The organism is Brevundimonas guildfordensis, from assembly GCF_014836405.1.
GTDB classification, from domain to species: domain Bacteria; phylum Pseudomonadota; class Alphaproteobacteria; order Caulobacterales; family Caulobacteraceae; genus Brevundimonas; species Brevundimonas guildfordensis.
On the sequence record NZ_JACSQU010000001.1, the window covers coordinates 1229836 to 1255732 of the forward strand.

Annotated in this window: 27 protein-coding genes; 17 read left to right on the plus strand and 10 right to left on the minus strand. The window is 67.2% G+C overall.

Annotated features, from left to right (window positions below):
- The first annotated feature begins 109 nt into the window (after positions 1 to 109).
- Both H9656_RS05940 and H9656_RS05945 read left to right on the plus strand, forming a co-directional pair.
- Complete coding sequence (locus H9656_RS05940) at positions 110 to 814, plus strand: CoA transferase subunit A (protein ID WP_191743267.1); 705 nt, start codon at positions 110 to 112, stop codon at positions 812 to 814.
- Complete coding sequence (locus tag H9656_RS05945; RefSeq protein ID WP_191743268.1) at positions 814 to 1464, plus strand: 3-oxoacid CoA-transferase subunit B; 651 nt, start codon at positions 814 to 816, stop codon at positions 1462 to 1464. The genes H9656_RS05940 and H9656_RS05945 overlap by 1 nt, the downstream gene beginning before the upstream one ends.
- A 75-nt stretch (positions 1465 to 1539) precedes the next feature.
- Here H9656_RS05945 and H9656_RS05950 read toward each other — a convergent pair whose 3' ends face one another.
- The 6 genes from H9656_RS05950 to flgK all read right to left on the minus strand — a co-directional run bounded on the left by H9656_RS05950 (position 1540) and on the right by flgK (position 8268).
- Complete coding sequence (locus tag H9656_RS05950) at positions 1540 to 2175, minus strand: ABC-type transport auxiliary lipoprotein family protein (RefSeq protein ID WP_318240599.1); 636 nt, start codon at positions 2173 to 2175, stop codon at positions 1540 to 1542.
- Positions 2172 to 3110 carry an MlaD family protein gene (locus H9656_RS05955; protein WP_191743269.1) on the minus strand — a complete coding sequence of 313 codons (939 nt, stop codon included), beginning with the start codon at positions 3108 to 3110 and terminating at the stop codon, positions 2172 to 2174. Before H9656_RS05955 ends, H9656_RS05950 begins: the two co-directional genes overlap by 4 nt.
- A 15-nt stretch (positions 3111 to 3125) precedes the next feature.
- On the minus strand, positions 3126 to 3923 hold the full coding sequence (locus tag H9656_RS05960; RefSeq protein WP_191743270.1) for an ABC transporter ATP-binding protein: 798 nt from the start codon (positions 3921 to 3923) through the stop codon (positions 3126 to 3128).
- Positions 3920 to 5038 carry an ABC transporter permease gene (locus tag H9656_RS05965; RefSeq protein WP_191743271.1) on the minus strand — a complete coding sequence of 373 codons (1119 nt, stop codon included), beginning with the start codon at positions 5036 to 5038 and terminating at the stop codon, positions 3920 to 3922. Before H9656_RS05965 ends, H9656_RS05960 begins: the two co-directional genes overlap by 4 nt.
- Before the next feature lie 195 nt (positions 5039 to 5233).
- Entirely contained in the window at positions 5234 to 6181 is a 948-nt protein-coding gene (locus H9656_RS05970; RefSeq protein ID WP_191743272.1) for a flagellin, read from the minus strand.
- Complete coding sequence (flgK, locus tag H9656_RS05975) at positions 6178 to 8268, minus strand: flagellar hook-associated protein FlgK (RefSeq protein WP_191743273.1); 2091 nt, start codon at positions 8266 to 8268, stop codon at positions 6178 to 6180. The genes H9656_RS05970 and flgK overlap by 4 nt, the downstream gene beginning before the upstream one ends.
- Before the next feature lie 406 nt (positions 8269 to 8674).
- Here flgK and H9656_RS14105 point away from each other — a divergent pair, with 406 nt between their 5' ends.
- The 5 genes from H9656_RS14105 to mnmA all read left to right on the plus strand — a co-directional run bounded on the left by H9656_RS14105 (position 8675) and on the right by mnmA (position 14121).
- Positions 8675 to 10102 (plus strand): flagellar hook-length control protein FliK, encoded by a 1428-nt coding sequence (locus H9656_RS14105; RefSeq protein WP_225212242.1) that lies wholly within the window; start codon positions 8675 to 8677, stop codon positions 10100 to 10102.
- A gap of 2 nt (positions 10103 to 10104) precedes the next feature.
- Positions 10105 to 10851, plus strand: a complete 747-nt coding sequence (locus H9656_RS05985) for a flagellar hook assembly protein FlgD (protein WP_191743274.1) — start codon at positions 10105 to 10107, stop codon at positions 10849 to 10851.
- 12 nt (positions 10852 to 10863) lie between these two features.
- Positions 10864 to 12306: a flagellar hook protein FlgE gene (locus H9656_RS05990; protein ID WP_191743275.1), complete on the plus strand. Its 1443-nt coding sequence runs from the start codon at positions 10864 to 10866 to the stop codon at positions 12304 to 12306.
- Between the two features lie 186 nt (positions 12307 to 12492).
- Positions 12493 to 12777 (plus strand): CtrA inhibitor SciP, encoded by a 285-nt coding sequence (gene sciP / locus H9656_RS05995; RefSeq protein WP_025978210.1) that lies wholly within the window; start codon positions 12493 to 12495, stop codon positions 12775 to 12777.
- A gap of 111 nt (positions 12778 to 12888) precedes the next feature.
- A complete protein-coding gene (gene mnmA / locus H9656_RS06000) occupies positions 12889 to 14121 on the plus strand; it encodes a tRNA 2-thiouridine(34) synthase MnmA (RefSeq protein WP_191743276.1) in 1233 nt (410 codons plus the stop codon).
- 3 nt (positions 14122 to 14124) lie between these two features.
- On the opposite strand, the gene H9656_RS06005 is transcribed toward mnmA, so the two are convergent.
- Entirely contained in the window at positions 14125 to 14619 is a 495-nt protein-coding gene (locus tag H9656_RS06005) for a winged helix-turn-helix transcriptional regulator (RefSeq protein ID WP_191743277.1), read from the minus strand.
- A 164-nt stretch (positions 14620 to 14783) separates the two neighbouring features.
- Here H9656_RS06005 and H9656_RS06010 point away from each other — a divergent pair, with 164 nt between their 5' ends.
- The 4 genes from H9656_RS06010 to H9656_RS06025 all read left to right on the plus strand — a co-directional run bounded on the left by H9656_RS06010 (position 14784) and on the right by H9656_RS06025 (position 18010).
- Positions 14784 to 15620 (plus strand): acyl-CoA thioesterase, encoded by an 837-nt coding sequence (locus H9656_RS06010; RefSeq protein ID WP_191743278.1) that lies wholly within the window; start codon positions 14784 to 14786, stop codon positions 15618 to 15620.
- A 72-nt stretch (positions 15621 to 15692) separates the two neighbouring features.
- Complete coding sequence (locus H9656_RS06015) at positions 15693 to 16883, plus strand: thiolase family protein (RefSeq protein ID WP_191743279.1); 1191 nt, start codon at positions 15693 to 15695, stop codon at positions 16881 to 16883.
- A gap of 46 nt (positions 16884 to 16929) precedes the next feature.
- Positions 16930 to 17442: a serine protease inhibitor ecotin gene (eco, locus tag H9656_RS06020; RefSeq protein WP_191743280.1), complete on the plus strand. Its 513-nt coding sequence runs from the start codon at positions 16930 to 16932 to the stop codon at positions 17440 to 17442.
- Positions 17443 to 17674: 232 nt separating this feature from the next.
- The gene (locus tag H9656_RS06025; RefSeq protein WP_191743281.1) at positions 17675 to 18010 is read left to right on the plus strand and encodes a VOC family protein; all 336 of its coding nucleotides are present in this window, start codon (positions 17675 to 17677) and stop codon (positions 18008 to 18010) included.
- Positions 18011 to 18014: 4 nt separating this feature from the next.
- Here H9656_RS06025 and H9656_RS06030 read toward each other — a convergent pair whose 3' ends face one another.
- The 3 genes from H9656_RS06030 to thiE form a co-directional block, all read right to left on the minus strand.
- Positions 18015 to 18881 (minus strand): hypothetical protein, encoded by an 867-nt coding sequence (locus H9656_RS06030; protein ID WP_191743282.1) that lies wholly within the window; start codon positions 18879 to 18881, stop codon positions 18015 to 18017.
- A gap of 60 nt (positions 18882 to 18941) precedes the next feature.
- Positions 18942 to 20618, minus strand: a complete 1677-nt coding sequence (locus tag H9656_RS06035) for a sensor histidine kinase (protein WP_225212243.1) — start codon at positions 20616 to 20618, stop codon at positions 18942 to 18944.
- Between the two features lie 84 nt (positions 20619 to 20702).
- A complete protein-coding gene (gene thiE, locus H9656_RS06040) occupies positions 20703 to 21362 on the minus strand; it encodes a thiamine phosphate synthase (RefSeq protein ID WP_191743284.1) in 660 nt (219 codons plus the stop codon).
- A 117-nt stretch (positions 21363 to 21479) separates the two neighbouring features.
- On the opposite strand from thiE, the gene H9656_RS14110 reads away from it, so the two are divergent.
- From H9656_RS14110 to H9656_RS06070, 6 genes are all read left to right on the plus strand, one after another.
- Positions 21480 to 21665, plus strand: coding sequence for a (2Fe-2S)-binding protein (locus tag H9656_RS14110; RefSeq protein WP_225212244.1), 186 nt, complete (start codon positions 21480 to 21482; stop codon positions 21663 to 21665).
- A gap of 160 nt (positions 21666 to 21825) precedes the next feature.
- Positions 21826 to 22326 carry a bacterioferritin gene (gene bfr, locus H9656_RS06050; RefSeq protein WP_025978199.1) on the plus strand — a complete coding sequence of 167 codons (501 nt, stop codon included), beginning with the start codon at positions 21826 to 21828 and terminating at the stop codon, positions 22324 to 22326.
- Between the two features lie 72 nt (positions 22327 to 22398).
- Positions 22399 to 22935 (plus strand): TspO protein, encoded by a 537-nt coding sequence (locus H9656_RS06055; protein WP_225212245.1) that lies wholly within the window; start codon positions 22399 to 22401, stop codon positions 22933 to 22935.
- 128 nt (positions 22936 to 23063) lie between these two features.
- Positions 23064 to 23630 carry an elongation factor P gene (efp, locus tag H9656_RS06060; RefSeq protein WP_024353283.1) on the plus strand — a complete coding sequence of 189 codons (567 nt, stop codon included), beginning with the start codon at positions 23064 to 23066 and terminating at the stop codon, positions 23628 to 23630.
- Positions 23631 to 23762: 132 nt separating this feature from the next.
- Entirely contained in the window at positions 23763 to 24569 is an 807-nt protein-coding gene (locus H9656_RS06065; protein WP_191743287.1) for an inositol monophosphatase family protein, read from the plus strand.
- 191 nt (positions 24570 to 24760) lie between these two features.
- Positions 24761 to 25801 (plus strand): glycerophosphodiester phosphodiesterase, encoded by a 1041-nt coding sequence (locus H9656_RS06070; protein ID WP_191743288.1) that lies wholly within the window; start codon positions 24761 to 24763, stop codon positions 25799 to 25801.
- The last annotated feature ends 96 nt before the right edge of the window (positions 25802 to 25897 follow it).

Sequence of the window (25897 nt, forward strand, 5' to 3'; positions counted from 1 at the left end):
CGGGGTCAACCGCCAAGCCTTTCGACGCAACGCGCTTGCTCCCTCCTCTCGCCCGCTTTAAGGACGAAGAAGACCGCGATATTCATCAGACGGTGAAAAAGGGAGCCCGATGAGCAAGATTTACGCTGACGTGACGTCCGCGCTGGAGGGGTTTACATTCGACGGCATGACCGTCATGTCTGGCGGCTTCGGCCTGTGCGGCATCCCCGAGAACCTGATCGCCGGGCTGAAAGCCTCGGGCGTGAAGGGGCTGACGGTGATCTCCAACAACGCCGGCGTGGACGGCTTCGGCCTGGGCCAGCTGCTGGAGACGCGCCAGATCGCCAAGATGATCTCGTCCTACGTCGGCGAGAACAAGGAGTTCGAGCGCCAGTATCTGGCCGGCGAGCTGCAGCTGGAGTTCAATCCCCAAGGCACCCTAGCCGAGCGCATCCGCGCGGGCGGCGCGGGGATTCCCGCCTTCTTCACCGCCACCGGCGTCGGCACCCTGGTCGCCGAAGGCAAGGAAGTGCGCGAGTTCAACGGCCGCAACTACGTGATGGAGACGGGGCTGGTCGCCGACCTGTCCATCGTCAAGGCGTGGAAGGCCGACGAGCGCGGCAATCTGGTGTTCCGCAAGACGGCGCGCAACTTCAACCCGATGATGGCCACTGCCGGCAAGGTCACGCTGGTCGAGGTCGAGGAGATCGTCCCCGTCGGCTCGATCGATCCGGACCACATCCACACGCCGGGGGTCTATGTCGACCGCCTGATCCAGACCGTGTCCGAAAAGCGCATCGAACAGCGCACCGTGCGTCAGAAGGAGTCCGCGTAATGGCTCGTACTCGCGAACAGCTGGCTGAACGCGCCGCCAAGGAGCTGCAGGACGGCTTCTATGTGAACCTGGGCATCGGCATCCCGACCCTGGTGGCCAACTACATCCCCGAAGGCATGACCGTCACGCTGCAGAGCGAGAACGGCATGCTGGGCATGGGTCCCTTCCCCTATGAGGGCGAGGAAGACCCCGACCTGATCAACGCCGGCAAGCAGACGATCACGGAGATTCCCGAGAGCAGCTATTTCAGCTCCTCGGAAAGCTTCGCCATGATCCGCGGCGGCCACATCAACCTGTCGATCCTGGGCGCCATGGAAGTGGCCCAGAACGGCGACATCGCCAACTGGATGATCCCCGGCAAGCTGGTGAAAGGCATGGGCGGGGCGATGGACCTGGTCGCGGGCGTCAAGCGCGTGGTCGTGGTGATGGATCACGCCAATAAGCATGGCCAGTCCAAGGTGCTGAAGGCCTGCACCCTGCCGCTGACCGGCACGGGCGTGGTCAGCCGCATCATCACCGATCTGGCGGTGTTCGACGTCAAGCCGGACGGTTCGGGCCTGGAGCTGATCGAGTTGGCCGACGGCGTCTCGCTGGACGAGGTCGCGGCCAAGACCGAGGCCGACTACACGGTGGCGCCGGGCGTGGGCTGAACCGCCCTGCTCCCGTTCTGAAAATGGAAACCCCGGCGGCCGCGCGGCCGCCGGGGTTTTTCATGCGCTTGCGTACTAGGAGCCTCGCGCCGCCTGGCTGGCTTGCTGGTCGGTCCAGACGACGATCTGGCGGCTGACCTCAGCGGTGGCGCGGTCGAAGGCGGCGACAATGGCGGACTGACGGTTCTCGCCCGCGCTGTCGCTGACCGAGATGCGGTCCTCGGCGACGATCGAGCGGTCGCCGGGCTGCATCAGACGCAGCAGCACCACGATGTTTGCATCCGGCACAGCGCCCGGCGCGGCGTAGGTCGCCTCGAACCGGCGGACGTCCACGTTCAGCAGCAAGCCGTCGCGCGCGATCGGGCCGCTGCTCAGCACGGTGCAGGCCGCACCGTCCAGGAAGGCGTTGCGCAGGGCCTCCTCGAATAGGATCTCCGAAGGCGAGACCCAACGGGCCCCCTTGATGTAGGCCGCCTCGGCCCCGGTCACGGCGAGCACGCGGTCGCCGCGCGCGGCCTCGACGAAATCCACGCGCCGCAGCGCGACATGGACCTCGGGGCAGGCTGACGTCGCTCCCGTCCCCGCAAACGCCGAAGCGCCGCCAAAGCGATAGAGCTGAACCGGGTCGGGCGTCGACAGCAGGGCGCAGCCCGACACACCCCCGGCCAGGGCGACAGCCGCCGCCGCAATCATCAGTCTGGAACGGATCACGGCTGCACCTCGATTTCCTTGGATGCCGGCTTGGTGATGAAAGCCCGCGGGCTTTCGCTCACGTTGTCGATCAGCGACTGGAGCGAGCGCGTCGCCCGATCCAGTTGGCGGATGGTGTCATTGAGTTGCGGCACCGTCTGAGTGCCGAAGTCGCCGAGCGGCCCTTCCAGTCCGGTCGCCGAGCGGTTGATGGAGGCGATGGCGGCCTGCGCCTCCTGCGTCGCCTTGTTGATATTTGCGATCGCCTGCTTGCCGTCAGTGTCGATCATCTGGCGGGCGCTGGCGCCCAGGGCCTGATACTCGCCGACAGCGGCGTTGGCCTTGGTGATCGTCTCTTCAAGCTGCTGGAACATCCCCTTGCGCGCTTCGAGTTCGGCCGTCAGCGCCTCGACATTCTTCACGCTGGTCGAGAAGCTGCGGATGTTGTCGTCGGACATGACGCGATTGATGCGGTTCAGGGCGTCCACCGTCTGGGCCAGCACCGTGCCGGACCCGCTCAGCAGTTCGGCGATGGGGCTGGGCTGGCTCTGGATCACCGGCACCACGTTGTCGGGATACTGTTCCTTCAGCAGGGCGCTTTCCGGCGTGCCCGCAGTGATCTGGATGTAGTTCAAGCCGGTGATCCCCTGCGGCTCCAGCTGGGCGCGAGAGGTCACCCGCACCGGGGTCGTCCCGTTCAGTCGCACCCGGGCGATGACCTGGTCCCCCTTCTTGGGGTCCAGGTTCAGGTTCGTCACCTCGCCGACGCGGATGCCGTTGAAGTGGACCTCGCCGCCCTCCGAAAGGCCGCGCACAGGCCCGTAGAACACGATGTCATAGACATCGAAATCCTTACTGAACTGCAGCCGCGCCAACCAGATCGTGAAGACCGCCAGCGCCACCAGAAGGGCGACGGTGGCGATGCCGACGGCAGCGTAATGAGCGTCTCTTTCCATCGTTTCGCGTCCTCCTCAGGCCGCCGTCTTGTGGGCGGCGCGTCCGCGCGGCCCCAGGAAGTATTCCTTGATCCAAGGGTGGTCCGAGCGTTCCAGCTCTGTGACCGGGGCCTTGGCCACCACATGTTTGTCCGCCAGAACCGCCACCTGGTCGCAGATGGCGTAAAGGCTGTCGAGATCGTGGGTGATCATGAAGACCGTCAGCCCCAGGTCGTCCGACAGCTGACGGATCAGGTCGTCGAACGCCGCCGCCCCGATAGGGTCCAGCCCCGCCGTCGGCTCGTCCAGGAAGACCAGTTCGGGGTCCAGCGCCAGGGCGCGAGCCAGGCCGACGCGCTTGCGCATCCCGCCCGACAGCTCGGCCGGCTTCAGATAAAGCGCCTCGGGCTTGAGACCCACCATGGCGACCTTCATCTCGGCCAGTTCGCGGATGGTGCTCTTGGGCAGCTTCGTATGCTCGACCAGCGGCGAGGCCACATTGTCCAGCACCGTCAGCGAGGAGAACAGCGCCCCCTGCTGGAACAGCACGCCGGTGCGGCGCTCCACGGCGGCGGCCTCTTCCTTGGTCATGGCGCTGCGGTCCTGACCGAACAGGCGCACTTCCCCGCCTTCGGGCTCCTTCAGGCCGATGATGGAGTTCAGCAGCACCGTCTTGCCGGTGCCGGACCCGCCGACGACGCCCAGCACTTCGCCGCGCATCACGTCCAGGTCGAGATCCTGGTGGATGACCCGGTCGCCGAACTGGCTGAGCAGGCCCCGCACCTGGATGAGCGCCTCGCGGTCGCCGACTGCTGCGCGCGTCTCGTCCGTCATATTTTCAGCTCGATGAAGATCAGGGCGAAGACAGCGTCCAGCAGGATGATGGCGAAGATGGCCTGCACCACCGCCGCCGTGACGCGACGCCCCAGGCTTTCGACGTCGCCCGCCACCGACATGCCCTGGCGGCAGCCGATGGCCGCGACGACAAGGGCGAAGACGGGCGCCTTTATCAGACCCACCATCATGTGGGTCGGCATGTAACCGTCCTCGACCAGCCGCTGGAAAAAGAAGGCCGGGCCCAGGTTCAGTTGGCTCCACGACACCAGCACGCCGCCAAGCAGCCCGCCCAGCATGGCCAGGAACGTCAGCAGCGGCAGCATGATAAGCAGGGCCGCCAGACGCGGAATGACCAGGGCCTGGAAGGGATCGACGCCCATCACCCGCATCGCGTCCACTTCCTGCGTCATGCGCATCGAGCCGATTTCGGCGGCGAAGGACGAGGCCGAACGACCCGCCAGCAGCACCGCCGTGATCACCACCGCGAACTCGCGGAAGACGGCCACGCCGATCAGTTGAACCGAGAACACCCCGGCGCCGAACTGGGTCAGCAGGTCCACGCCGATGAAGGCCACCACGGCGCCGATAAAGAAGTTGGTCACCACCACGATCGGAATGGCGTCCAGCCCCGTGCGCTCAGCCTGGCTGAACCAGGCGGCCCAGCGGATCTTGCCGGGATGCTTCAGCGTCGTGACCATAGCGGCCATCAGCCGGCCCAGGAACGCCAGCGACAGCATGGCCTCCGCGCCGAAGTCATAGACGCCGCGTCCGACCTTGGCGAAGCCGCGCGTCATCGGCGCCGACCGGCGCGGCGGCTCGGCTGTCATGCAGTCCAGCTTGGCCACCATGCGATACAGCCGCCCCGCCTCCGGCCGAGCCGACCAGGCGGATTCGGGGATAGGACGGCTCATCGCCTGGGCCACGGCCAGGGCCCCCGCCGTATCGAAACGGCCGAGATCGTCCAGGTCCAACGCCGTGACCGGCCGCCCGTCAAGCTCGGTCTTCAGTCGGTCGCCCAGACTGCCGACCGACACCGTCGACCAGTCTCCGGCCAGCCGCAACCGGGCCTGGCCGTCCTGTTGGTCGTCAATCTGAAAGTCCGCCCGATTCATGAGTTCGACACTGACACAGGCCCGTTCGCACGCCTACGCGGCTTAAAGCTATGCTTTTCGCCGGGCGTCAACGACTGATGACAACACTTGAACTCTTCCGGCCTTGCTGAGCGCAAGCCAAGCCCTCCCCGTCACGGCGCAGCTTTGTGAACGTCGCGGAGCCGGTTTTGTTCAGAAGGACCGGAAAGCGAGGCGCTAGCGCAGATAGTCCAGCAGCGAGACCTGTCGGAGCTGGCTGATCACCTGGGCCGACGCCTGCAGGGCCATCTGGGCCATCTCCAGCTCGACCACGGCCTCCGCCATGTTGGCGTCGGTCTTGCCAGACAGGATCGTGTCGACCGAGATCTTGCGCGCCTCCTGCGATTCCAGCAGGCGATCGACCCGGTTCTGCATCCCGCCATTGACAGCCTGCCGTTCGACGACGCCCTTGGCCGCCCCCTCGAACAGCCTCATCTGCGTCGTCAGAAAGTCCTTCTGCGCGTCGGTCATCTGCCCTTCCAGCGGCGCCGCCTCATGGGCCAGCTGGATCTCGCGGAAGATGGCGAACAGCTCTGTCCCCAGGGCGTCCGCCAGGAAGCCGGTGTCCATCGACACGTTCTCGTCCAGCCAGGACGACTGATTCAGCTGGTCGTTGCGGAAGGCCGCGCTCTCATCAGGCAAGGCCGCCAGCTTGGCCATCATGGTGGCGCCGGGCTGGCCGACGATGTCAGGCAGGTCCACAGGCGCGCGGTCAGTGGCCCCTCCGCTGAACAGATACTTGCCCTGATGCTTCATGTTCAGCCCGTCCTGAGCCTCCATGAACAAGCTTTCCAAGGAAGCCATCATCGCGTCCATCCGCCCTGCGGCGATGGCGTCGGCAAGGACCTGGCGCGCGGCGGTGGCGGCGTCTGCGACCCGCTCCATCGCCAGGTTCTGGGTCTCCAGCCTGGCGGCGACGGACTTGTTGGTTTCGATGAAGGTCTGGATGCGGGTCTGGCTGGACTTCAGCGCGCTGACCGTCTCTGATCCCCGCCCGAAGCCGGACAGATCGGTGGCGTTCTTCTGGGTGTTGACCTTCTTCTGGGCCATCTCGGCGCGCGATTGGGCCGACATCAGGTCCAGCAGGGCCGACTGATAATTTCCATACGTCGAGACGCGGGTCATCGCACCATCCCCAGCAGGATATCGTACATGTCCTTGGCGGCCTGAACCATGCGCGCCGAAGCGTTAAAGGCTTGCTGATAGGTGGTCATCAGCACCAGTTCCTCGTCCAGATTGACGCCTTCGACGGAAACGCGACGAGCCGTCGCCTCCTTGGCCAGGGCTGCAGCGCTGGCGGCGTTGTTCTTGGCCATAGCGGCCCGACTACCGATCTCGCCCGACATTTCCGACGCATAGCGCGACAGAGACATGGAGCCGCCCGCGGATCCGCCCGCCGTCGAGAAGGTCGTGGCGTTCTCGCCCGCGGCGGCGAGAAGCCGAGCGCCGCGCGCGTCGTTCTTGCCGACGACCGCCGTGCCAAGACCGCCTGTCGCGTCCGCCTTGGCGAAGGCCATCAAGGCCGGATCGCGCACAATATCCGCCCGCACCGAGAAGGCGTCCGCGCGCGAGGCGCGCGCGCCGCCAAGACCGAACAAGGCGCTCAGCGACACGCCCGACGGAACTTGGGTCGTGCGGTCCTGAAGCACCGAGAGCTGCGCGCCGGAACCCGGCCGCGGCGTGAACGCCATCTCGCCCGCCGTGTTGAGGCTGAAGGTTCCCATGCGCCCGGCGCCGGTCATCGGATCGTTCAGCGCCGCCAGCAGGCTGGTCATGTCTCCCCCAGCGGGGACCGCCACCTGGATATCGCGCAGCTTGGCGCTCGCGGCGTCGCTGAAGCGGAAGGTGATGGTCTCGCCGGCCGGGAAGCCATGCTGCGACGTGCCTATCATGCCGGTTTCGTAGACCGCCGGCTGGTTGCTGGCGATCAGGTCGTTCAGGCCGAAAAAGTGCGAAAAGCCGCGCCCGCCCTTGGTCGACGGCGCAGCGGGGTCATCGACCACCACGACCCCCGTGCCCGGCGCGCCCTCTATTTTCAGTCGTCCATCGACAAAGCTGGCGCTGCCGTTGGTTCCCAACTGGGCGTTCAGATCGGCCAGGAAGGTCGCCGGGTTCATCGTCGCCAGATCCAGGTCTGCCTTGTGCAGGGCGACGCCCTGATCATTGGTGATGACGATGGAAGTTCGGCCGGTAAAGCCCGCCAGCGCGGTCTCCAGCGACTGGCCCACATTGCGCCCGGTCAGGCTGTTCGGCGGCGGCGCGGCCGAGGAGGCGTTGTGCGCCCGGTTCAGTTCGTCGGCCAGCCGCGACATCAGTTCAGCCAGACGCTCGGCGGTGGCCGGGGCCTCTCCGTCGCGCAGTTCCAGCAGGCCCTTGATCTCGCCCGAACCCAGCCCTTCGGCCAGGGAGCGGGCCTTTCCGGCAGGCGGCTCTATGACCGTGATCTCGTTGAACACCGTCTCAGCCGCGACAGCGCCCGCGCGCGCATAGTCCAGCTTGGCCGCGCCCTGCCCCGCCAGCAGGATGCCGGCGCCGGTGCGGATTTCGACCCCGCCGACCGCGCGCCCGGTGATGCGAACGTCCATCAGGCCGGACAACTGGTCGATCAGGGCGGCCTGCGCTGTCTGGGCGCCGGATGAGTCCGCATTGACCACCGTGGCCTTGGCGATCTCGACGTTCAGCTTTTCGATCTGCTCCAGCAGGCTGTTGGCCGTCTCGACCGCGCTCTTGATGCGGGCGTCGGCGTCTTCGCGCACCGACTGAATCTGACTGTTGATGCGAGCCGCTTCGTCGAACAGCCCTTGGGTCTTCCAGATGGCGTCCTGACGCGCGGGACCGGATGTCGAATTCTCGGCCGAGGCGGCGAAGGCGGCGAAGACGCTGTCGATCTGCGAGAAGAAACCGCTGTTGGCGCCGGGGTCGCCGAACATCGACTGGATACGGTCATACAGTTCATAGCGCACCGTCTGGCGCCCGACGTCGGCGCTGGCGTTCAGGCTGGCCGCCTGCAGGAAACGGTCGGTCGCCAGGCGGATGCGGGCGATCTCGACGCCTGCGCCCACGCCTTGACTGGCCCAGGACTGCTGGTCGGCGATCTTGCGGACATAACCGGGCGTGTTGACGTTGGAGACGTTGTCCGAAACCACCCGCAACTGCGTCTGGGCCGCATTCATGCCCGAGGTGGCGATGTTCATGATCGAGTTGAGGGACATCAGACGGCTCCTGCGCCCAGGCTGATCGATGGGCGGATCGACGGGCGCGCGCTCGGCAAGCCTTGCAGGCAAGCGTGCAGATCTTGCCCGGCGAATTGAGCGGGTCTTCTGACCATCTCTTTGATTTTCCTCGACATCGGCATTCGGCCCCTGTGCGTTCCCAGGTGAGGGAGGCAAGGCGCGGGCCAAGTCGCGCGGCGCCGTCTTCGCCCGGCAAAAAGCGACAGGCGCGGCAAGAAGCGCCCGGCGCTGGAGAGTGCGGGCAGCGTGCCGCCAAGACAGAAGATACAGTTATATCAAATGGTTAGCGCCTACACCTCGATTTGGCCCGGGGCTTGCGGAGGCTTTGCCGAATGACCCAGGCGCAGCAGGCGCCGCCCTACCGACCGAAAGCGCCTGCCTCCGCATGTCCGCCCTCAGCATTCTGTCTGTCCTGACGCCCGCCGCCCCCGACGGTGCGGGCCCGGACGCCTCGATCGAGGCGGCGGCGGACAGCGCCATGTTCGCGGACCTGATGCTCAAGGAAGAGGCGCCCGAGGCCCCAGCCGCCGCTCCCTCGCCCGTCAGGGCGCCCGCCGCGCAAACTGAGCCCGAGGACAGGGGCGCGGCCATCGCCATGATTCCGATCTGGTTCGCTCCGGCGCCTGGGCCTCAACAGCTTGCCGCCAGCGGACTGGCGCTGGCAGGTGAGAGCGACAGCGCGCCGCTGCACACGCCCCCCGCGCCCGAACAGCCCATACTTGAACAAATCGCCGACGCGTCTCCCGAAGCGGAGACGCCGAACGCAGACGCGTCCCTCGTCGCCGCGCCTGTCGCTCCGGCTGCTCTCGCTCCGTCCGCATTCGCCGCCCCCGCCGGTCCGACAGTCCCTGAGACGCCCGCTGCGACCGAGCCCGCAGCCCTGTCCGTTCCCGGCGTTGTTTCAGTCTCCAAGGCGCCGCCTGCCGTCGGCGCCGAGGAGTCAGACGCCCCGGCCGATGGCCCGCCTGCCGAAGGCGAGGAGCCGACCGAGGCTGTCGCGCCGGCCCGCCCGGCCTCGCCTGCGTCGTCCAGCCCGATCCCCACCCTGCCGGGCGTGACCGGATTCCGCTCGGGCGCCGGAGAGCGACTGGCCTCAGCGCGCGAAGCCATCCAAGCATCAGCGTCGGCGGAGGGCGGCTCGGAGCGGTCATCGGCCGAGCGCCTCACGTCAACCGATAATCCGGCGGCCGCCACAGCGCCCGCCGCTCGGCCCTCCCCCGCAGCATCGCCCGCCGCGCCAACCGCGCCCCCGCCCGCGCTCGCTCCGCCTTCGGCTGACGCGGACGCGCCGGTTCCGCCCCCGGCCTTCGCCGAAACGGTCGGGCCCGAGGCGTCTGCCGCGTCGCGCGACCTCGGCCTGTCGCAGCTATCGCGCGCCACGGTCGAGACCACAGCCCAGATCGCCGCCCAGATCATCAAGAAGCTGGACGGCCGCTCGACCCGCTTCGACATGGCGCTGACGCCTGAGGGTCTGGGCCGGGTCGATGTCAGCCTTGAGATCGAGTCCGACGGTCAGGTCACGGCCCGTCTGGCCTTCGACACCCCGGCCGCCGCCGCCGACCTGCGCGCCCGCGCTGATGAACTGCGCCGCCAGCTGATGGAGGCGGGTCTTCACCTGTCGAGCGATGACCTGGAGTTCGCTGAACGCGATCCCTCGTCCGGCTTCGGCGGCGGCGCCTTCGAGCGCCAACCCGACCGCCGCGCCTTTACCGGCGCCGCCCGACTGGCCGCAGAGGCCGATTCCGTCGTTCCGCCGCACAGCGCCTGGACGTCCCTTTCCCTGACGCCTGACCGCGTCGATCTGAAGGTTTGACGATGGTTGACGCCGTCTCCTCCAACAACGCCGCAGGCCGGGTGAACGCCGGAGGCCAGATGCTGGCCTCCAACTTCCAGACCTTCCTGTCGCTGCTCACCACCCAGCTGAAGAACCAGGACCCGCTGTCGCCGGTCGACTCCAATGAGTTCACCGCCCAGTTGACCCAGATGGCGGGCGTCGAGCAGCAACTGCTGACCAACGACCTGCTGACCGGTCTGCTGAAGGCCCAGCAGGGCGACGGCCTGACCGGCGCCGCGCCCTATATCGGCAAGGACGCCACCGCCGTCTGGTCCGCCACACGCTTCGAAGACGGCGAAGCCAGCTGGAGCTATGAGCTGGCGGCCGATGCGACCGACGCCACGCTTCAGGTGCTGGACGCCTCGGGCAAGGTGGTCTGGAGCGGCCCGGCGCCGGACAAGACCAACGGCCTGCATGACTTTAAGTGGGACGGAAAGACCACCGGCGGCGGCCAGGTGGACGATGGCGGCGTCTATACGCTGAAGGTCGTCGCCAAGGACGGCGCGGGCAAGGATGTCGGCAGCCAGGTGCTGATCCGCGGCCGCGTCACCGGGGTCGAGATGTACGACAACACCCCCTTCGTCGTCATCGGCAAGTCGATCATGCCCGTGTCCAGCCTGATCGCGCTGGAAGAACACAAGGCCGCCGCCAAACCCGATTCCAACGAGGACGCAGGCGCGCTCAGCGCCCTGGCTTCGAAACTCAACCCCTTCAATCTTCTCTCGTAAGGAACCCCAGCCATGAGCATCAACGGCGCCATGCTGGCCGGCGTGTCCGGCCTGACCGCGAACGCCGCGGCCCTTTCGACGATCTCGCAGAACATCGCGAATGTGAACACGGTCGGCTACAAGCGTGCGGCGACGGAGTTCTCCACCGTCGTCAACGCCCAGACCCAGGGCGTCGGCTATTCCGCCGGCGGGGTTCAGGCGACCGCCCGTCACTTCATCAGCCAGGCGGGCCAACTTCAGCGCACCACCTCGGGCACCGACCTGGCCATCGCCGGTCAGGGCTTCTTCGTCGTCACCGAAAAGTCCGAAAACCTGGCCCCGTCCGACACGCGTCTGTTCACTCGCGCGGGTGCCTTCAAGATCGACGATCTGGGCTATCTGCAGAACACCTCGGGCCTGTATCTGCAGGGCTGGCCAGTAGCCGCCGATGGCACGGTCAATGTCGACCCGTCCGACATGACGCGTCTGCGCACCATCAACGTCGGCTCGGTCGGCGGCGCCGCCGAACCGACGACCCGCGTCGGCCTGAACGCCAACCTGAAATCCAGTCAGAGACCGTCAGAGGCTGCCGAGCAGGCCGCGCTCGCCCCTCCGGGTCTGCTCGCTTATGATCCAACCTCAGCCACTCGCTCCATGGCCTCTTATGACCCGGCCGCGCCCAATCAGGGAACCAGGGCGGACTTTCAGATCAGCGTGCCGGTGTCCGACTCCAAGGGCGGAGCGCGAATGATGACGATCTCCTTCCTAAAGAAGGCCGATGAGCCCAATACTTGGTTCGCGGAAATTCATGCCCCGGACGGCTCAGTCGAAAACGCGGACTTGCCGCTGAAAAGCGGTCTGGTGAAGTTCTTACCGGACGGCCGTCTGGACACCGGCTTTGCCGGCCCCAACGCGCTTTTTCCTGATACGACCAAGGCTACCATCACCCTCGCCGCCTCTGGCGCTGCGCCAGGCCCCGACGATAACGGCGTCTGGTCTGGCTCGGAAGGTCTAGCGGCCCAGACCATCACTTTCGACCTGGCCGCTTCCACTGGCGGCCTGACGCAGTACGACAGCACCTCCATCGTCCAGGCCACCTATACGAACGGCACCGCCTTCGGGAACCTGACCGAGGTGAAGATCGATGAGGCGGGCTTCGTCACCGCCATCTTCGACAACGGCGTCATGCGCAAGATCGCCCAGGTCGCCCTGGCCACCTTCCCCAGCGCCGACAGCCTGACCGAAGTCGCGGGCAACGCCTTCCGGGTCAGCCAGAACTCAGGCACCTTCAACCTGAAGGCCCCCGGCACGGGCGGCGCAGGCCTGTTGGGCGCGCAACAGCTGGAAGCCTCGACCGTCGACCTGTCGACGGAGTTCACCGGCCTGATCACCACCCAGCGCGCCTATTCGGCCTCGTCCAAGATCATCACCACCGCCGACGAGATGCTGGCGGAGCTGATCAACATCAAGCGCTGATCGGCCAACAGGAATCCATGAGCAAGGTCTCGTTAGACTCGATGAATCCTTCCTTTAGGCGGCGCAGAAGGCGCCCGGCCGGACGGATGCGTCTTAGCCATTCCTTCACCACGACGCTTAAACGCCCTTTAGCGGGCGGGGGCCTAGCCTGCGCGTCTATGGTGGTGGTGAGAGAGGCTTAAGCCCATGCTGCAAGAGCGACGCCTTAACAGTAACGGCGAACAGTACGTAGTCGGGCCGACGGGCACGCCCCTGACCCTGCGCGACCTTCCGCCCTCGGACACGAACCGCTGGGTTATCCGGCGCAAGGCCGAGGTGGTGGCCGCGGTGCGCGGCGGGCTGATCAGCCTGGAAGACGCCCTTGAGAAGTATCGACTGACGGCCGAGGAGTTCCTGGCCTGGCAGAAGGCCATCGACAAATGGGGCATGCAGGGCCTGCGCACCACGCGCATCCAGAGCTATCGCGACTAGGCCTTTTCGCCTGAACGCATGATCACGGCCGCTCCAGAAACGGGGCGGTCTTTTTCATTGGCGCGTCATCGTTTTAAGCCAGGCCTCGAAATCGCGCGCCTTAAGGCCTAAATGGCGGCGATGACTATGGACGCCCTGACCGACGACATCCTCTGCCCCGTTCCCGACATCGCCCCCATGTCGCAAGCCGACATGGACGCCGCGATCGAGAGCGTGCGTCAGGCCGTGGGCCTGCCCGCCGGCGCGCGCGTGGTCGCCGCCATGTCGGGCGGCGTGGACTCCACCGTCGTCGCCGCCCTGCTGCACAAGGCGGGCTATGACGTGGTGGGCGTGACCCTGCAACTCTACGACCACGGCGAGGCGCTGAAGAAGAAGGGCGCCTGCTGCGCCGGTCAGGACATTCACGACGCCCGTCTGGCCGCCGATCTAATCGGCATTCCGCACTATGTCCTCGACTATGAAAACCGCTTCAAGGACGCGGTGATCGACCAGTTCGCCGACTCCTATCTGAAGGGCCAGACGCCGGTTCCCTGCATCCGCTGCAATCAGACGGTGAAGTTCCGCGACCTGCTGGACGTCGCGCGCGATCTGGGGGCCGAGGCGATGGCGACCGGCCACTACGTCCGCCGCGCCACGCACGGCAACCGCTCGCAGATGAGGAAGGCGGTCGATCATTCGCGCGACCAGTCCTACTTCCTGTTCGCCACGACCCAGGATCAGCTCGACTATCTGCGCTTCCCCCTGGCCGATCTGGAGAAGCCCCAGGTGCGGGGCGTCGCCGCGTCGCTGGGCCTGCGAATCGCGTCCAAGCCGGATAGCCAGGACATCTGCTTCGTTCCCACCGGCGACTACCGCACTCTGATCGACCGCCTGCGCCCGCAGGGGCGCGAGGCCGGCGACATCGTCCACATGGACGGCCGGGTTCTGGGCCGCCATTCGGGCATCACCGACTACACCATCGGCCAGCGCCGGGGGCTGAACGTCGCCGTGGGCGAGCCTCTGTTCGTGGTCAAGCTGGATCCTGAGCATCGCCGCGTCATCGTCGGCCCGCGCGAAGCCCTGCTGACTGCGCGCCTGACGCTGGAGGAAACCAACTGGCTGGGCGACCAGGCCACCATCGAGGAGGCCGCCCGCGACGGCGCCCCGGTGCTGGCCCGCGTCCGCTCGACGCGCCAGCCCTCCCCGGCCCATCTGGCCTTTGCAGATGACGCCGTTCAGGTGGTGTTCGATCAGGGCGAGGAAGGCGTCGCCCCGGGCCAGGCCTGCGTGCTCTACGATCCGGCCGACGACGAGCGCGTGCTGGGTGGAGGCTTCATCCAGTCGACCGAGGCGGCGGCTGTCTGAGGCCTATGCCGCCTCGTCCTTGGTCGGCATGACCTCGCCGACGGTCGCACGGTTCTTCGCAAAAAGGACCTCGACGTCGCGCGGTCGGACCATCTCATTGCAGCATCCGCAGGCAATGCGGGGCTGCAGGTCGTGGCCGCAGCTCTTGTGGCGCAAGATGACGCCCGACGGCTCCTCGCCGTACACATGCTTGGCGCCCCAGGCGTTCAGCGTGACCAGGACGCCGTACAGATCCTTGCCCTTGGCCGTCAGCACGTATTCGTTGCGCGGCGGGCGTACGGAATAGGGTCGCGGCTCCAGCACGCCGTGACGCACCAGCGACTTCAGCCGCGCGGCCAGAACGTTGCGCGCCACGCCCAGCCGGTCCTGCCATTGCTCGAAGCGGGTGACGCCGTTGAAGGCGTCGCGGATGACCAGCATGGTCCACGGGTCGCCGATCACCTCGAGGGTGGCGGCGACCGAGCAGCTCTGTCGCGAATAGTCAGCGGTGCGTCCCATGCCGTGAAAGTGACCCCGCGTCAGGCTTTTGACAAGGGTTGCCAATCGCGACGGAGTAGGTAAGTTTCTATTCGCAACGGACACGGCCGATTGCTGGCCGTATCCTTCCCTCGACTCGGGGGCGGCGCCCTCGCAGGTTCCGCCTCCGCTTTTCGAAGTGCCTCATGACCGAGTCTGACCTGATCCAAGCCGCCTTCCGCCTGACCCCCTCGGATCACGGCGCCTTGGCCGCCCATCTGTCAGGTGACTTTTCCAACGGCCCGGTCAGCGCCCCGCCCGAAGCGGGCTTCCCCTTCGGCGGCCTGCTGGCGGCGCTGTGCGCCGGCGCCATGCGTCAGGGGCTGAAGATCGAGGCGCCGCTGCGCAGCCTGACGGTTCAGTATCTGGCCGCCGCCCGTTACGGCCAGCCCCTTCAGTTCCGCCCCCGGATGCTGCGCGGCGGACGCAACGTCGCCTACGCCGTGGTCGAGGGCGGGCAAGGCAGCCGCCTGACCCATCACGCCAGCGCCACCTACGGCGCCGACGGCCCCACGCCGACCCCATTGACCCCGCTGGCGGCGGCGCCGCCCTCGTTGGACAGCCTGAAGGACGCGCCGGGCATCAGCGGCCCGATGGCCCCCCGCTTCGCCCAACACGTGGAATATCGCTTCAACGGCGGCCCCAACATTCTGGGCGGCAACGAGGATAAGCCGATCGTCGAGCGGGTCTGGATGCGGGTGAAGGACGGCGCGCCGCTGGACGAACTGCGGATGTGCTACCTGCTGGACGCCCTCTATCCGCCCGCCTGGACGGCGTTCAAGGCGCCGCCGATGATGACGACGGTGGACCTGCGCTGCGACTTTCTGAACGATCCGACGCCCGACAATGCGCCCGAGGGCTGGGCCTTCTTCGAATACCGTCTGCTGGACCACGGTCTGGGCTGGTCGGTTGACGAGGCGATCGCCTGGGGCGCGGACGGACGGCCGCTGGCCCTGGCTCGCCAGCGCCGCAAACTGCTGTGAGGCGCCGCTTGCCAGCTGGCCTTGGCCTCCCCTAATCCCCCTCGAAACGATTCACTAACGGAAACGCCCGCCATGACCGCCGCCGCTGATCCTGTCGTCATATGCTCCTTCGCCCGCACGCCGATGGGCGGCTTTCAGGGCGCCCTGTCGCCGGTGAAGGCGACCGATCTGGGCGCCGCCGCGGTCAAGGCCGCCGTCGAGCGCGCCGGCGTCGCGCCTGAAAAGGTCGAGCAGATCTTCATGGGCTGCGTCCTGCCCGCCGGCCTGGGCCAGGCCCCGGCGCGTCAGGCCGCCATCGGCGCGGGCCTCGGCCAGCATGTCGAGGCGACGACGGTGAACAAGATGTGCGGTTCGGGGCTCCAGGCCGCCATGATGGCGCATGACGCCCTGCTGGCCGGCACGGCCGAGGTCATCGTGGCGGGCGGCATGGAGTCCATGACCGGCGCCCCCTATCTGATGAACAAGCACCGCGGCGGCGCCCGCATCGGCCACGACGTCATCGTCGACAGCATGATGATGGACGGCCTGGAAGACGCCTATTCCCCCGGCAAGGCCATGGGCGTCTTCGCCGAGGATGCGGCGGCTCAGTATCAGTTCACCCGCGAACAGATGGACGAATACGCCATCGAGAGCCTGACGCGCGCCAAGGCCGCCATCGCCTCGGGCGCCTTCAAGGCCGAGATCGTCCCGGTCGAGGTCTCTACCCGCAAGGGCCCGGTGACGGTCAGCGAGGACGAGCAGCCGGGCAAGGCCGACGCCGCCAAGATTCCGACCCTGCGCCCCGCCTTCACCAAGGACGGCGCGATCACTGCCGCCAACGCCTCCTCGATCTCGGACGGCGCCGCCGCCCTGGTCATGACGCGCGAAAGCACGGCCAAGGCGCTGGGCCTGCCCATCCTTGCCCGCGTGGTCAGCCACGCCGCCCACGCCCATGAGCCGGGCCTGTTCACCACCGCCCCCGTCCCGGCCATGCAAAAGGCGCTGAAGAAGGCCGGTTGGTCGGTCGAGGACGTCGACCTGTGGGAGATCAACGAAGCCTTCGCCGTCGTCGCCATGATCGCCCAGCAGGAGTTGGGCATCGACCGCGCCAAGCTGAACGTCAACGGCGGCGCCACGGCCCTGGGCCACCCCATCGGCGCCTCGGGCGCGCGCATCCTGTCCACCCTGCTGGCGGCGCTTCAGGCGCGCGGCGGCAAGAAGGGCGTAGCCTCTCTGTGCATCGGCGGCGGCGAGGCCGTGGCCATGGCGGTGGAACTGGCCTGATCCTGCGGCGTTGTCGGCGCTCAAGCTAACTGTCGGGACCTCCGCCTTGAAACTCCCTACCCTCCTCGCCGCGGGCGTAGCCGCCCTCGGCCTGACTGCCTGCGCCGCCGCACAGGCTGAAGGCGCCATGACCCAGGCTGGCGCAGCGAACGGCCAGGCCGCTTCGGCCGACCTCAAGGCCTTCCCGGCCGCGACGGCGGGCCAGACGCGCCACGTCATCAATCTGCCGGCCCAGTCGGACGAGGATGGACTGAAGGTCGAACTGATCCTGGGCAAGACCCAGACGGTCGACTGCAACCGTCAGTTCTTCGGCGGTCGTCTTGAAACGCGCACGGCCGAGGGCTGGGGCTACGACTACTATGTCCTGCCTGCCCTGGGGAACGCGGCCAGCACCCTGATGGGCTGCCCGCCCGGCTCGGAGCGTCAGTCCTTCGTGACGACGCAGGAACAGCCGCTGATCCGCTACAACTCGCGCCTGCCCGTGGTGGTCTACGCGCCGTCGGATGTCGAGGTGCGCTATCGGATCTGGCGCGCGGGCGAGACCCGGACGGCGCGCTGATCGGCGTCATTTTTTGAGATCAGACACGGGCGTCGGTCGGTTGCGATCGACGCCCGTTTCGATTCCAGCTCGCACCTTCCATCCGCATCCCGCTGCATCAGCGAGGCCAGAGAGGCGCATCCGGCGCTCAGGACAATCATGGGCCGACTCCTGCATTTGCGAACCATTTGCAGATTTGCGCAGAAGCGGACGTCGTGCAAGCGTCCTTCTCCATTCCTTTCGGAGAGTCGCGATGCGCGAAGACGGCAAGCTGGACTATCTCGAACTGCCCGCGACCGACATGGCGGCGCACAAGGCCTTCTACGCCCAGGCGTTCGGCTGGAGCTTTCAGGACTATGGGCCGGACTATGCGGCCTTTAACGAGGGCCTGGACGGCGGTTTCACGCCCGACGCCATGACGCCCAAGCCCCTGCCCATCCTGTACGCCCATGATCTGGAGGCGATGCAGGCCAAGGTCGAGGCGGCGGGCGGCGCCATCACCCACGCCATCTTCGCCTTCCCCGGCGGGCGGCGCTTCCATTTCCGCGATCCGTCCGGCAACGACCTGGCCGTCTGGTCCGAGAAATAGGCCCTTACTTCGGGTCCACCGTCTGGGCGATGCGCTCGGCCTCGTCGCGGTCGGCCCCGTCCTGGGCCATCACCCAGACGTGGATCTCGGCGGGTTCGCCCGAGCGCTGGAACAGGTGCTCCATGGCGATGCGGCGCGGCCCTTCGGTCGTCACCACTGAGATGCGTCCGCCCACAGTCGCCTGCTCCCCGTCATAGATGGGAAACTGGGACGAAGGTCCGGCGTAGATCATCACAAAGGTCTTCCCGGCCTTGCGCGCCGAATAGACGTGCGCGCCCGGCGCAGCGCGCCCCTCGACCAGTTGGAAGCCCGACGGCAGATCGATGCGGAACGGCAGAACGGCGCGCTCTGCGGCGCTCAAGCCCTGAGGATCGGGCGCCGGCGCGGTCTGGACGGGCGCAGCCGGGCGACTGGCCGGCGCCTCGGCGGCCGGACGCGTCGTCGCCGTCGGGCTTGCCGGCGCGGGCTGAGGGCGCGCCTCCTGCACCGGCCGGGGCGCAGGCGACGGGGCCGGGCTTGGGCGCGGCGCGACGGCCGCGGCGGGGGCCGGAGCCGAAGAGGCTGCAGGAGCCGGGACAGAAACAGAAGCCGGCGCCGACGGCGCGCCGTTCAGGCGGCGGGTCAGCTCCTCAATGCGCGCGCGCTCTGTCGCGTCCGGACGCGAGGCCGGCGGCGGGGCGGCGGGCGCCGTCGGTCGGGATGACACAGGCGCTTGCGCTGGGGCCGACTGCGGCGCGGCAGGCGCGCCGTTCAGGCGGCGCGTCAGTTCCTCGATGCGGGCGCGTTCCACCGGATCCTGCTGAGCGGCGACCGGCGCGGCGGCCACAGCCAGAGGAGCGACGAGCGACAGGGCGACGATTGCAGCTTTCATGTCCCGACATTGGCGGCGCGCGCCGCGCCGGGTCAAGCGGCCATATCGGGGCAGTTCGGCTCAGACGCCGGGCAGCTCCACCCAGAAGGTCGCGCCTTGTCCGGCCACGGAATGCACGCCGATATCGCCGCCCTGCAGTTCCACCAGCCGCTTGGCTAACGTCAGGCCGACGCCGTGCCCTTCGACGCTGGACCGGTCCAGCCCCAGGCGGTTGAAGGGCTCGAAGAGCTGCGCCTGCTTTTCCTCGGACAGGCCGGGGCCCCGGTCAGTCACCTCGATGCGGATGCGGTCTCCACGCCACTCAGCGCGCAGGATGACCACGCCCCCGGATGCGCCGTACTTCATGGCGTTATTGGCCAGATTGCCGACCACCTGCGTCAGTCGTTGAGAATCGGCCATCGCCACCAGAGCGTCGCCGTCGGCGATCACGTCTATCCGCAAGCCCTTCGCCTCGGGCAACAGCATCATGGAGCGGCGCACGTCCTCCAGCACGCCGCTGACCTCCGTAGGCCGCAGGTCGACCTTGACCGCGCCGGCCTCTGCGCGCGCGACGTCCAGCAGATCGTGCGTCAGCGCCTCGATCTGGCGCGATGTCTTGACCAGCATCTGGGCCATCTCGACCTGGCTGTCCGAGACCTTGCCCAGATGACCGCCCGCCCACAGTTCGCCGATGCCGATAACCCCGCCGATGGGGCTCTTGATCTCATGCGCCACATTGGCGAGCAGACGAGACTTGGCGGCCGACGCGCGCTCGGCGCGCAGCCGTCCGTCCTTGGCGCGCTGCATCAGTTGGTCGCGCTCCTCCAGCAAGGCCGCGACGAGCAGGATCGGCATATAGCCCAGCAGCACCAGCAGCTGCGCCAGCAAAGCGCGATCCTCGATCGCAAACTGATGGTAGGGACCGTGCCCGGCCATGGTGCCGCCGATGGCCATCACCGTCACGACCAGCAGCGCCCAGGCGGCGCCGATGACGCGGAATCGCACCGCCGCAAGCAGGATCAGCGGCAACAGCAGGAAACCGAACGGCATGCTTAGATGCGAAAAAAGCGCGTAGCAGGCGCCGCTAAGCAGAAGGCCCAGGCCGACGCCTTCAGCGAGTCGCGCAGGCTGTTTGAGCAGCTTCAGGTGGGCTTTGCGCAAGCTCAGTCCGACGACGCCGATGACGGCGAAGCCCAGGGCGTGACCTCCCCACCAGATACGGAAGGCTTCGATGAAGTCCTGGCCGGCGAGATTCGCCACGGTCCCGCTGGCAAGCAGCGCCGCCGGCACGGGAGCGATGGCGCAGATGGTCAGAAACCGCGCCAGCCCGTGAACACTATCGACGTGCAGTCCCGTCAACAGTCGGCGCGCCAGCAAGACCGCCAGCACGATTTCCAGCACATTGCTCAGGGTGAACACGGCCGAAAGCCACAGAGTGTTTCCGGCCAGAATTTCGCCAGCAAACACGCCCGCCGCCACCAGGACGCCGAAGCCCAGATCATACTGCAGGCCGCGACCGCTGCGCAGCCAGGCGGCCATCGCCAGCCCCCCGGCGCCCCATAGGCCGGCGATCAGTCCATTAGCGCGGGCGAAGCTGATAGCCAGCACGACAAGGACCGCGACCCCGAGGGCCGTCAGGATCGGCGCCAGCGGCTGGCGGAAAAAGTCTGCGTTAGGGGGGGCCTTGGCTTCGACGCCGACCGTCCCCTTCGCTGACGCTTCCAATGCGACCTCACTCCTCTGGAGCGCGCGGCTCATGCTCATCAATCCGGCCCAAACGCGAGTTTCAGGGCCTAATCATGATCCATGATCCTAAACATCCTCTGAAATCCGCGAGGAGCCTCAGGATTTGGCGCTCAGCGCCTCAGCGAAGGCGCGCACGGCCGCTGCAGGGCCGTCGGGATGCAGCCAAACGCCACCGCTGACCGCTACGAAGTCGGCGCCGGCCGCCGCCAGTCCGGCCGCGTTGTCGACCGTCACCCCGCCGATGGCGACGCAAGGGACCTCCATCGTTTCCTGCCAGATGGTCAGGATGTCCGGCTCGGCGTGATGCACGACGTCCTTGGTCTGCGTCGGGAAGAAGGCGCCGAAGGCCACGTAGTCGGCGCCCCCCTCGGCGGCCTCCATCGCCAGATGGCGGCTGTCATGGCAGGTGACGCCGATCATGGCGTCCTCGCCCATGATTCGGCGCGCATCGGCGAGCGACGCGTCGTCCTGGCCGACGTGAACCCCGTCGCAGCCCGTGGCGCGGGCCAGATCGGGACGGTCGTTCAGGATCAGAGCCACGTCGTGCGCCTGACAGATCGGCTTCAGCCGAGCGACGGCGGCGCGGATCTCATCGTCCGAGGCCTCCTTCAGCCGGATCTGCAGGGCGGCGCAGTCGCCGGCGGACAGGGCGGCCTCCAGCTGGACGGCGAAGGCTTCCAGGTCCGGCAGGGCCGAGGGCGTGATCAGATACAGCCGGCAGGGCGGACGGGCGGGAATTTGCGGTTGACGAGCCATGACACCGCCCTGCCCTCCGACGCCGACGGCGTCAATGTCGCAGAGCGCATGAGAATGATTTGCACCCGCCTTAATAGATGCTATAGCGAGCCATTCTCAAGTTCCGGGTGCCTCGCCTTGTACGTTTGCAACTGTAACGGTCTCCGCCAGCGTGATGTCGCTCTCGCCATCGAGGGGGGCGCCAGCCGCCCGAAGGACATCTTCGCCAGCCACCAGTGCGCGCCGCAATGCGCCAAATGCGTCTGCGAAATGCGCCAGATGATCCAGGAGCAGCAGTCCGCCTTCGCCATGGCGGCGGAATAATCCGTTTTTGAAAGCGGATTTCACTCGCATTATCAATGCAGTGATAAAAACTCGCAAATAAGCTGCGACGGCAAAGCCGTGGTATGTAGTCGTCACGGGCGGTCCCGAGGCTCGGTCTTGCGTCAAGACCGACTCGCCGCTGCTGCAAAGGACGACGACCATGAAGGGCGATCCCGCGATCATCCGCACCCTCAACGCGGTGCTGACCAATGAACTGACGGCGGTGAACCAGTACTTCCTGCACGCCCGCATGTTCGAAAGCTGGGGCCTCAGCCACCTCGGCAACGTCATCTACGAAGAATCGATCGGCGAGATGAAGCACGCCGACATGCTGATCAAGCGCATCCTCTTCCTGGACGGCCTGCCCAACCTGCAGGACCTGCACAAGCTGAAGGTCGGCGAAGACCCGATCGAGTGCCTGGGCGCGGACCTGCAACTGGAGATCGACAGCCGCGCAACGACGCGCGACGCCGTCACCCAGTGCGAACAGGCCCGCGACTACGTCAGCCGCGACCTGCTGATGAAGATCCTGGCCGACACTGAGGAGCACGTGGACTTCCTCGAGAACCAGCACAGCCTGATCCAGCTGATGGGCGCGCAGAACTATCTGCAGTCCGCCATGAAGGAAATCGTCACGGATGGGGCCGCCACCGGCAACTGATTCAAAGGCCGGGCGCGGCGTCAGAGAGCGGGAACGTCCGCCGCGCCCGGTTGTTTTGGCTGCATGAGCAGCATGGACGACGCCCTCGACGCCGCCCGCGATCACGCGGCGGATTTCCTCAATGCTGAAGGCCGCGACTGGCGGCACGTCGCCCTGGGGGCGGCGCTGACCGTCGGCTTCGCCCTGGCGGCCACCGTGGTGGCTACCCGCGCCGTTCCCCCGCAAACCCGCAGCCTGACCGGCGTCCGAAAGCGCGAAGGCCCGATCACCGAACGCCCGCGCGGGCCGTTCAGCCTCATCCTGCCCGCCGTCTTTTCGGCCACAACCCTGTCGGCTCTGCGCGTATGGAACGCCCCGGCCCGGCCCGGCCGCAACGCCGCCATGGGCCTTTGGGCCGTCGCCCAGGCCGTCAACGCCGTCTGGCTGGCCGCTCGTCCGACCGGGCGCTGGACCCAAATCCTGGCCGCCATGTCCTCGGCCGGCCTGGCCGCCGCCTTCGCCCATGAGGCGCGCAAGCTCGACCTCGGGGCAGCCAAGCTGGCGGCTCCGACCGGCATCGGCGTGCGTCTGGCCAATCGGGCTGAGCGCAGCCTGGACGGCCCTTCCTGAAACAACGCGCGGCGACGCCGCCGCCATTGCCCTTTTTCGCCTTATCCTCTAGGGCTCGCGGCGATTTGGCGCGCCACGCTCTGGCGGTCGGCGCCAGCCGCCCCCCAGCAACGAGCCCTACGGTTCTCATGAAAATCAACGCCAACACCATCAAGCCCGGCATGGTCCTGCAACACAACGGCGGCCTGTGGGTCGTCACCAAGGCCAGCCACGTCAAGCCCGGCAAGGGCGGCGCCTTCGCCAACGTCGAGGCCAAGAACCTCGAAACCGGCAACAAGCTGAACGAACGCTTCCGTTCGGAAGACAAGGTCGAGCGCGTCACGCTGGAACAGCGCGACTACTCCTATCTGTTCGACAACGGCGAGACCCTCGTCTTCATGGACGACGAGTCCTACGAGCAGATCGAACTGCAAAAGGGCTGGGTCGGCGAAGACCGCATCCCCTACCTGCAGGAAGGCATGAAGGTCATCATCGAGTCGCACGAAGAGCGTCCGATCGGTCTGGAACTGCCGGAACAGGTCGTTCTGGAAGTCGTCGAGACCGAGCCGACCGTGAAGGGTCAGACCGCCTCGTCGTCCTACAAGCCCGCCAAGGCCTCGAACGGCATCCGCGTCATGATCCCGCCCTTCATGTCGACGGGCGAGAAGATCGTCGTCGACACCTCGACCGGCGAATACGTCCGCCGCGCGGACTAAAAAACACCGCCTTTCCCGGCCAAGGTCGGGCAAGCTAAGACTACAGGGGCGCGGATGGTCCGCGCCCCTTTTGCTTCTCCGTCCATCCGGGCCGCAGGCCTTTTGAGGATCGACGGATCAGGAGAACCGCCTATGGCCCTCGCTTCCGCCCTGCTCCAGGTCATGATGGACGCCGTCCGCAAGACCGCCCGCCCGATGCTCCGGGATTTCGGCGAGGTGTCCCAGCTCCAGGTGTCCCGCAAGGGCCCCGGCGACTTCGTCACCGCCGCCGACGTCAAGGCGGAACAGACCCTGTTCGAGCTGCTGCTGAAGGCCCGCCCCGGCTACGGCTTCCTGGGCGAAGAGCGCGGCATGATCGAAGGCACCGACAAGACCCACACCTGGATTGTCGACCCCATCGACGGCACCACCAACTTCATGCACGCCATGCCCCACTTCGCCATTACGGTGGGCCTGGAGCGCAAGCATCCCGACGGCACGGCCGAGATCGTGGCCTGCGTCACCTACAACCCGGTGCTGAACGAGATGTTCTGGGCCGAAAAGGGCAAGGGCTGCTACCTGAACGACACGCGCATCCGCATCGCCGGACGCGCCGACATGGCCGAGTGCCTGATCGCCACGGGCCTGCCCTTCATCGGCAAGACGGGCCACGGCCAGGCCATCAAGGACATCCACGCCGTCGGCCAGCGCGTGGCGGGCATCCGTCGCCTGGGCGCGGCCTCGCTGGACTTCGCCTGGGTCGCCGCAGGCCGCTACGACGCCTATTTCGAGCGCAACCTGCAGCCGTGGGACGTGGCGGCGGGCATTCTGCTGGTCACCGAGGCCGGCGGCGTCGTCACCACCATCGACCAGGACGGCGATCCGATGAACGGCAAGCAGATCGTCGCCGGCAACCCGGAAATCCAGGCCAAGCTGCGCAAGATCTTGCGCGAGGCGTAAGGCGCTTCTTCCTCCTCCTCACCGGGAGCGTGGACGAGCTCGTATAGGGCCAAGGGGGCGGCGCTTCGCAAGAGGCGCCGCCTTTTCCTTGTTCGACTTCCGCTCGAGCCCGCAGAGGCGGGGATCAGCGGAAATATAAGACCGAGAGGATCTTTCACGCCTTCGTCGCCAAGCCCCCCTACCCTTCGGCCATGATCGCCGCCATCCTGACCGCCGCCCTTCTGTCGTCGAGCCCACCGGCCATGTCCGCTCCCCCAGCCAAGCCGATCGTCATCGCCCACCGGGGCGCCTCGGGCGAGCGGCCAGAGCACACCCGCGCCGCCTATGAGTTGGCGATCGACCAGGGCGCGGACTTCATCGAGCCGGATCTGGTCATGACCCGCGACGGCCACCTGGTCGTCCGCCACGAGAACGAGATCGGCGAGACCACCGACGTGGCCGACCATGCCGAGTTCGCGGCGCGGCGCACCATCCGCGAGGTGGACGGCGTGGCCATTCCCGGCTGGTTCACCGAAGACTTCACCCTGGCGGAACTTAAGACGCTGCGCGCCCGCGAACGCCTGCCGGCCCTGCGCCCCGCCTCGGCCGCCTTCGACGGCCAGGAGCCGATTCTGACCTTCGACGAAGTGGTCGAGATCGCCCGTGACGCCAGCGCCCGCGCCGGCAGCGTCATCGGCGTCGCGCCCGAACTGAAGCACCCCAGCCACTTCGCCGCCCTCGGCCTGCCGATGGAGGACGCCTTCGTCGCCGCCCTGCAGCGTCACGGCCTGACCGGTGCGGACGCCCCCATCCTGATCCAGTGCTTCGAGGTCGGGACGCTGCAGCGGCTAAAGGCCCGCCTCGACGCGCCGCTGCTGCAGTTGATGCAATCGAGCGGCGGCCCCGCCGACCGGCCCGGCGCGACCTACACTGAGATGGCGACGCCCGCCGGACTGGCCGAGATCGCCCGCTACGCCGACTATATCGGCGTACAGGATCTGATGGTCGTTCCTCGCGACGATGCGGGCCGCGCGTTGAACGAATCCGGTCTGACAACCGTCGCCCATGCGGCCGGTCTAAAGGTCGCGGTCTGGACCCTGCGGGCAGAGAACATCTTCCTGCCCGCGCAATATCGCTTAGGGGACGCGCCCGCCGGCCATGGCGATTTTGAGGGCTGGCTGAAGGCGATCTCCGCGCTCGGCGTCGACGCTGTATTCAGCGATTTTCCCGCGGCGGCGGTGAAGGCCCGCTGACTCCTTTCCTCCCCATGCAATGGGGAGGGGGACCGCGAAGCGGTGGAGGGGCTTCGCGACGGCGGAACCAAGTAGCCCCTCCGTCACGTCGCCTAA

What these genes read in the sequence shown, in the direction of transcription:
- H9656_RS05940 (WP_191743267.1), top strand. Translation starts at nt 110, where the DNA reads ATGAGCAAGATTTACGCTGACGTGACGTCCGCGCTGGAGGGGTTTACA.
- H9656_RS05945 (WP_191743268.1), top strand. Translation starts at nt 814, where the DNA reads ATGGCTCGTACTCGCGAACAGCTGGCTGAACGCGCCGCCAAGGAGCTG.
- H9656_RS05955 (WP_191743269.1), bottom strand. Translation starts at nt 3,110, where the DNA reads ATGGAAAGAGACGCTCATTACGCTGCCGTCGGCATCGCCACCGTCGCC.
- H9656_RS05960 (WP_191743270.1), bottom strand. Translation starts at nt 3,923, where the DNA reads ATGACGGACGAGACGCGCGCAGCAGTCGGCGACCGCGAGGCGCTCATC.
- H9656_RS05965 (WP_191743271.1), bottom strand. Translation starts at nt 5,038, where the DNA reads ATGAATCGGGCGGACTTTCAGATTGACGACCAACAGGACGGCCAGGCC.
- H9656_RS05970 (WP_191743272.1), bottom strand. Translation starts at nt 6,181, where the DNA reads ATGACCCGCGTCTCGACGTATGGAAATTATCAGTCGGCCCTGCTGGAC.
- flgK (WP_191743273.1), bottom strand. Translation starts at nt 8,268, where the DNA reads ATGTCCCTCAACTCGATCATGAACATCGCCACCTCGGGCATGAATGCG.
- H9656_RS14105 (WP_225212242.1), top strand. Translation starts at nt 8,675, where the DNA reads ATGTCCGCCCTCAGCATTCTGTCTGTCCTGACGCCCGCCGCCCCCGAC.
- H9656_RS05985 (WP_191743274.1), top strand. Translation starts at nt 10,105, where the DNA reads ATGGTTGACGCCGTCTCCTCCAACAACGCCGCAGGCCGGGTGAACGCC.
- H9656_RS05990 (WP_191743275.1), top strand. Translation starts at nt 10,864, where the DNA reads ATGAGCATCAACGGCGCCATGCTGGCCGGCGTGTCCGGCCTGACCGCG.
- sciP (WP_025978210.1), top strand. Translation starts at nt 12,493, where the DNA reads ATGCTGCAAGAGCGACGCCTTAACAGTAACGGCGAACAGTACGTAGTC.
- mnmA (WP_191743276.1), top strand. Translation starts at nt 12,889, where the DNA reads ATGGCGGCGATGACTATGGACGCCCTGACCGACGACATCCTCTGCCCC.
- H9656_RS06005 (WP_191743277.1), bottom strand. Translation starts at nt 14,619, where the DNA reads ATGGGACGCACCGCTGACTATTCGCGACAGAGCTGCTCGGTCGCCGCC.
- H9656_RS06010 (WP_191743278.1), top strand. Translation starts at nt 14,784, where the DNA reads ATGACCGAGTCTGACCTGATCCAAGCCGCCTTCCGCCTGACCCCCTCG.
- H9656_RS06015 (WP_191743279.1), top strand. Translation starts at nt 15,693, where the DNA reads ATGACCGCCGCCGCTGATCCTGTCGTCATATGCTCCTTCGCCCGCACG.
- H9656_RS06025 (WP_191743281.1), top strand. Translation starts at nt 17,675, where the DNA reads ATGCGCGAAGACGGCAAGCTGGACTATCTCGAACTGCCCGCGACCGAC.
- H9656_RS06030 (WP_191743282.1), bottom strand. Translation starts at nt 18,881, where the DNA reads ATGAAAGCTGCAATCGTCGCCCTGTCGCTCGTCGCTCCTCTGGCTGTG.
- H9656_RS06035 (WP_225212243.1), bottom strand. Translation starts at nt 20,618, where the DNA reads ATGAGCCGCGCGCTCCAGAGGAGTGAGGTCGCATTGGAAGCGTCAGCG.
- thiE (WP_191743284.1), bottom strand. Translation starts at nt 21,362, where the DNA reads ATGGCTCGTCAACCGCAAATTCCCGCCCGTCCGCCCTGCCGGCTGTAT.
- bfr (WP_025978199.1), top strand. Translation starts at nt 21,826, where the DNA reads ATGAAGGGCGATCCCGCGATCATCCGCACCCTCAACGCGGTGCTGACC.
- H9656_RS06055 (WP_225212245.1), top strand. Translation starts at nt 22,399, where the DNA reads ATGGACGACGCCCTCGACGCCGCCCGCGATCACGCGGCGGATTTCCTC.
- efp (WP_024353283.1), top strand. Translation starts at nt 23,064, where the DNA reads ATGAAAATCAACGCCAACACCATCAAGCCCGGCATGGTCCTGCAACAC.
- H9656_RS06065 (WP_191743287.1), top strand. Translation starts at nt 23,763, where the DNA reads ATGGCCCTCGCTTCCGCCCTGCTCCAGGTCATGATGGACGCCGTCCGC.
- H9656_RS06070 (WP_191743288.1), top strand. Translation starts at nt 24,761, where the DNA reads ATGATCGCCGCCATCCTGACCGCCGCCCTTCTGTCGTCGAGCCCACCG.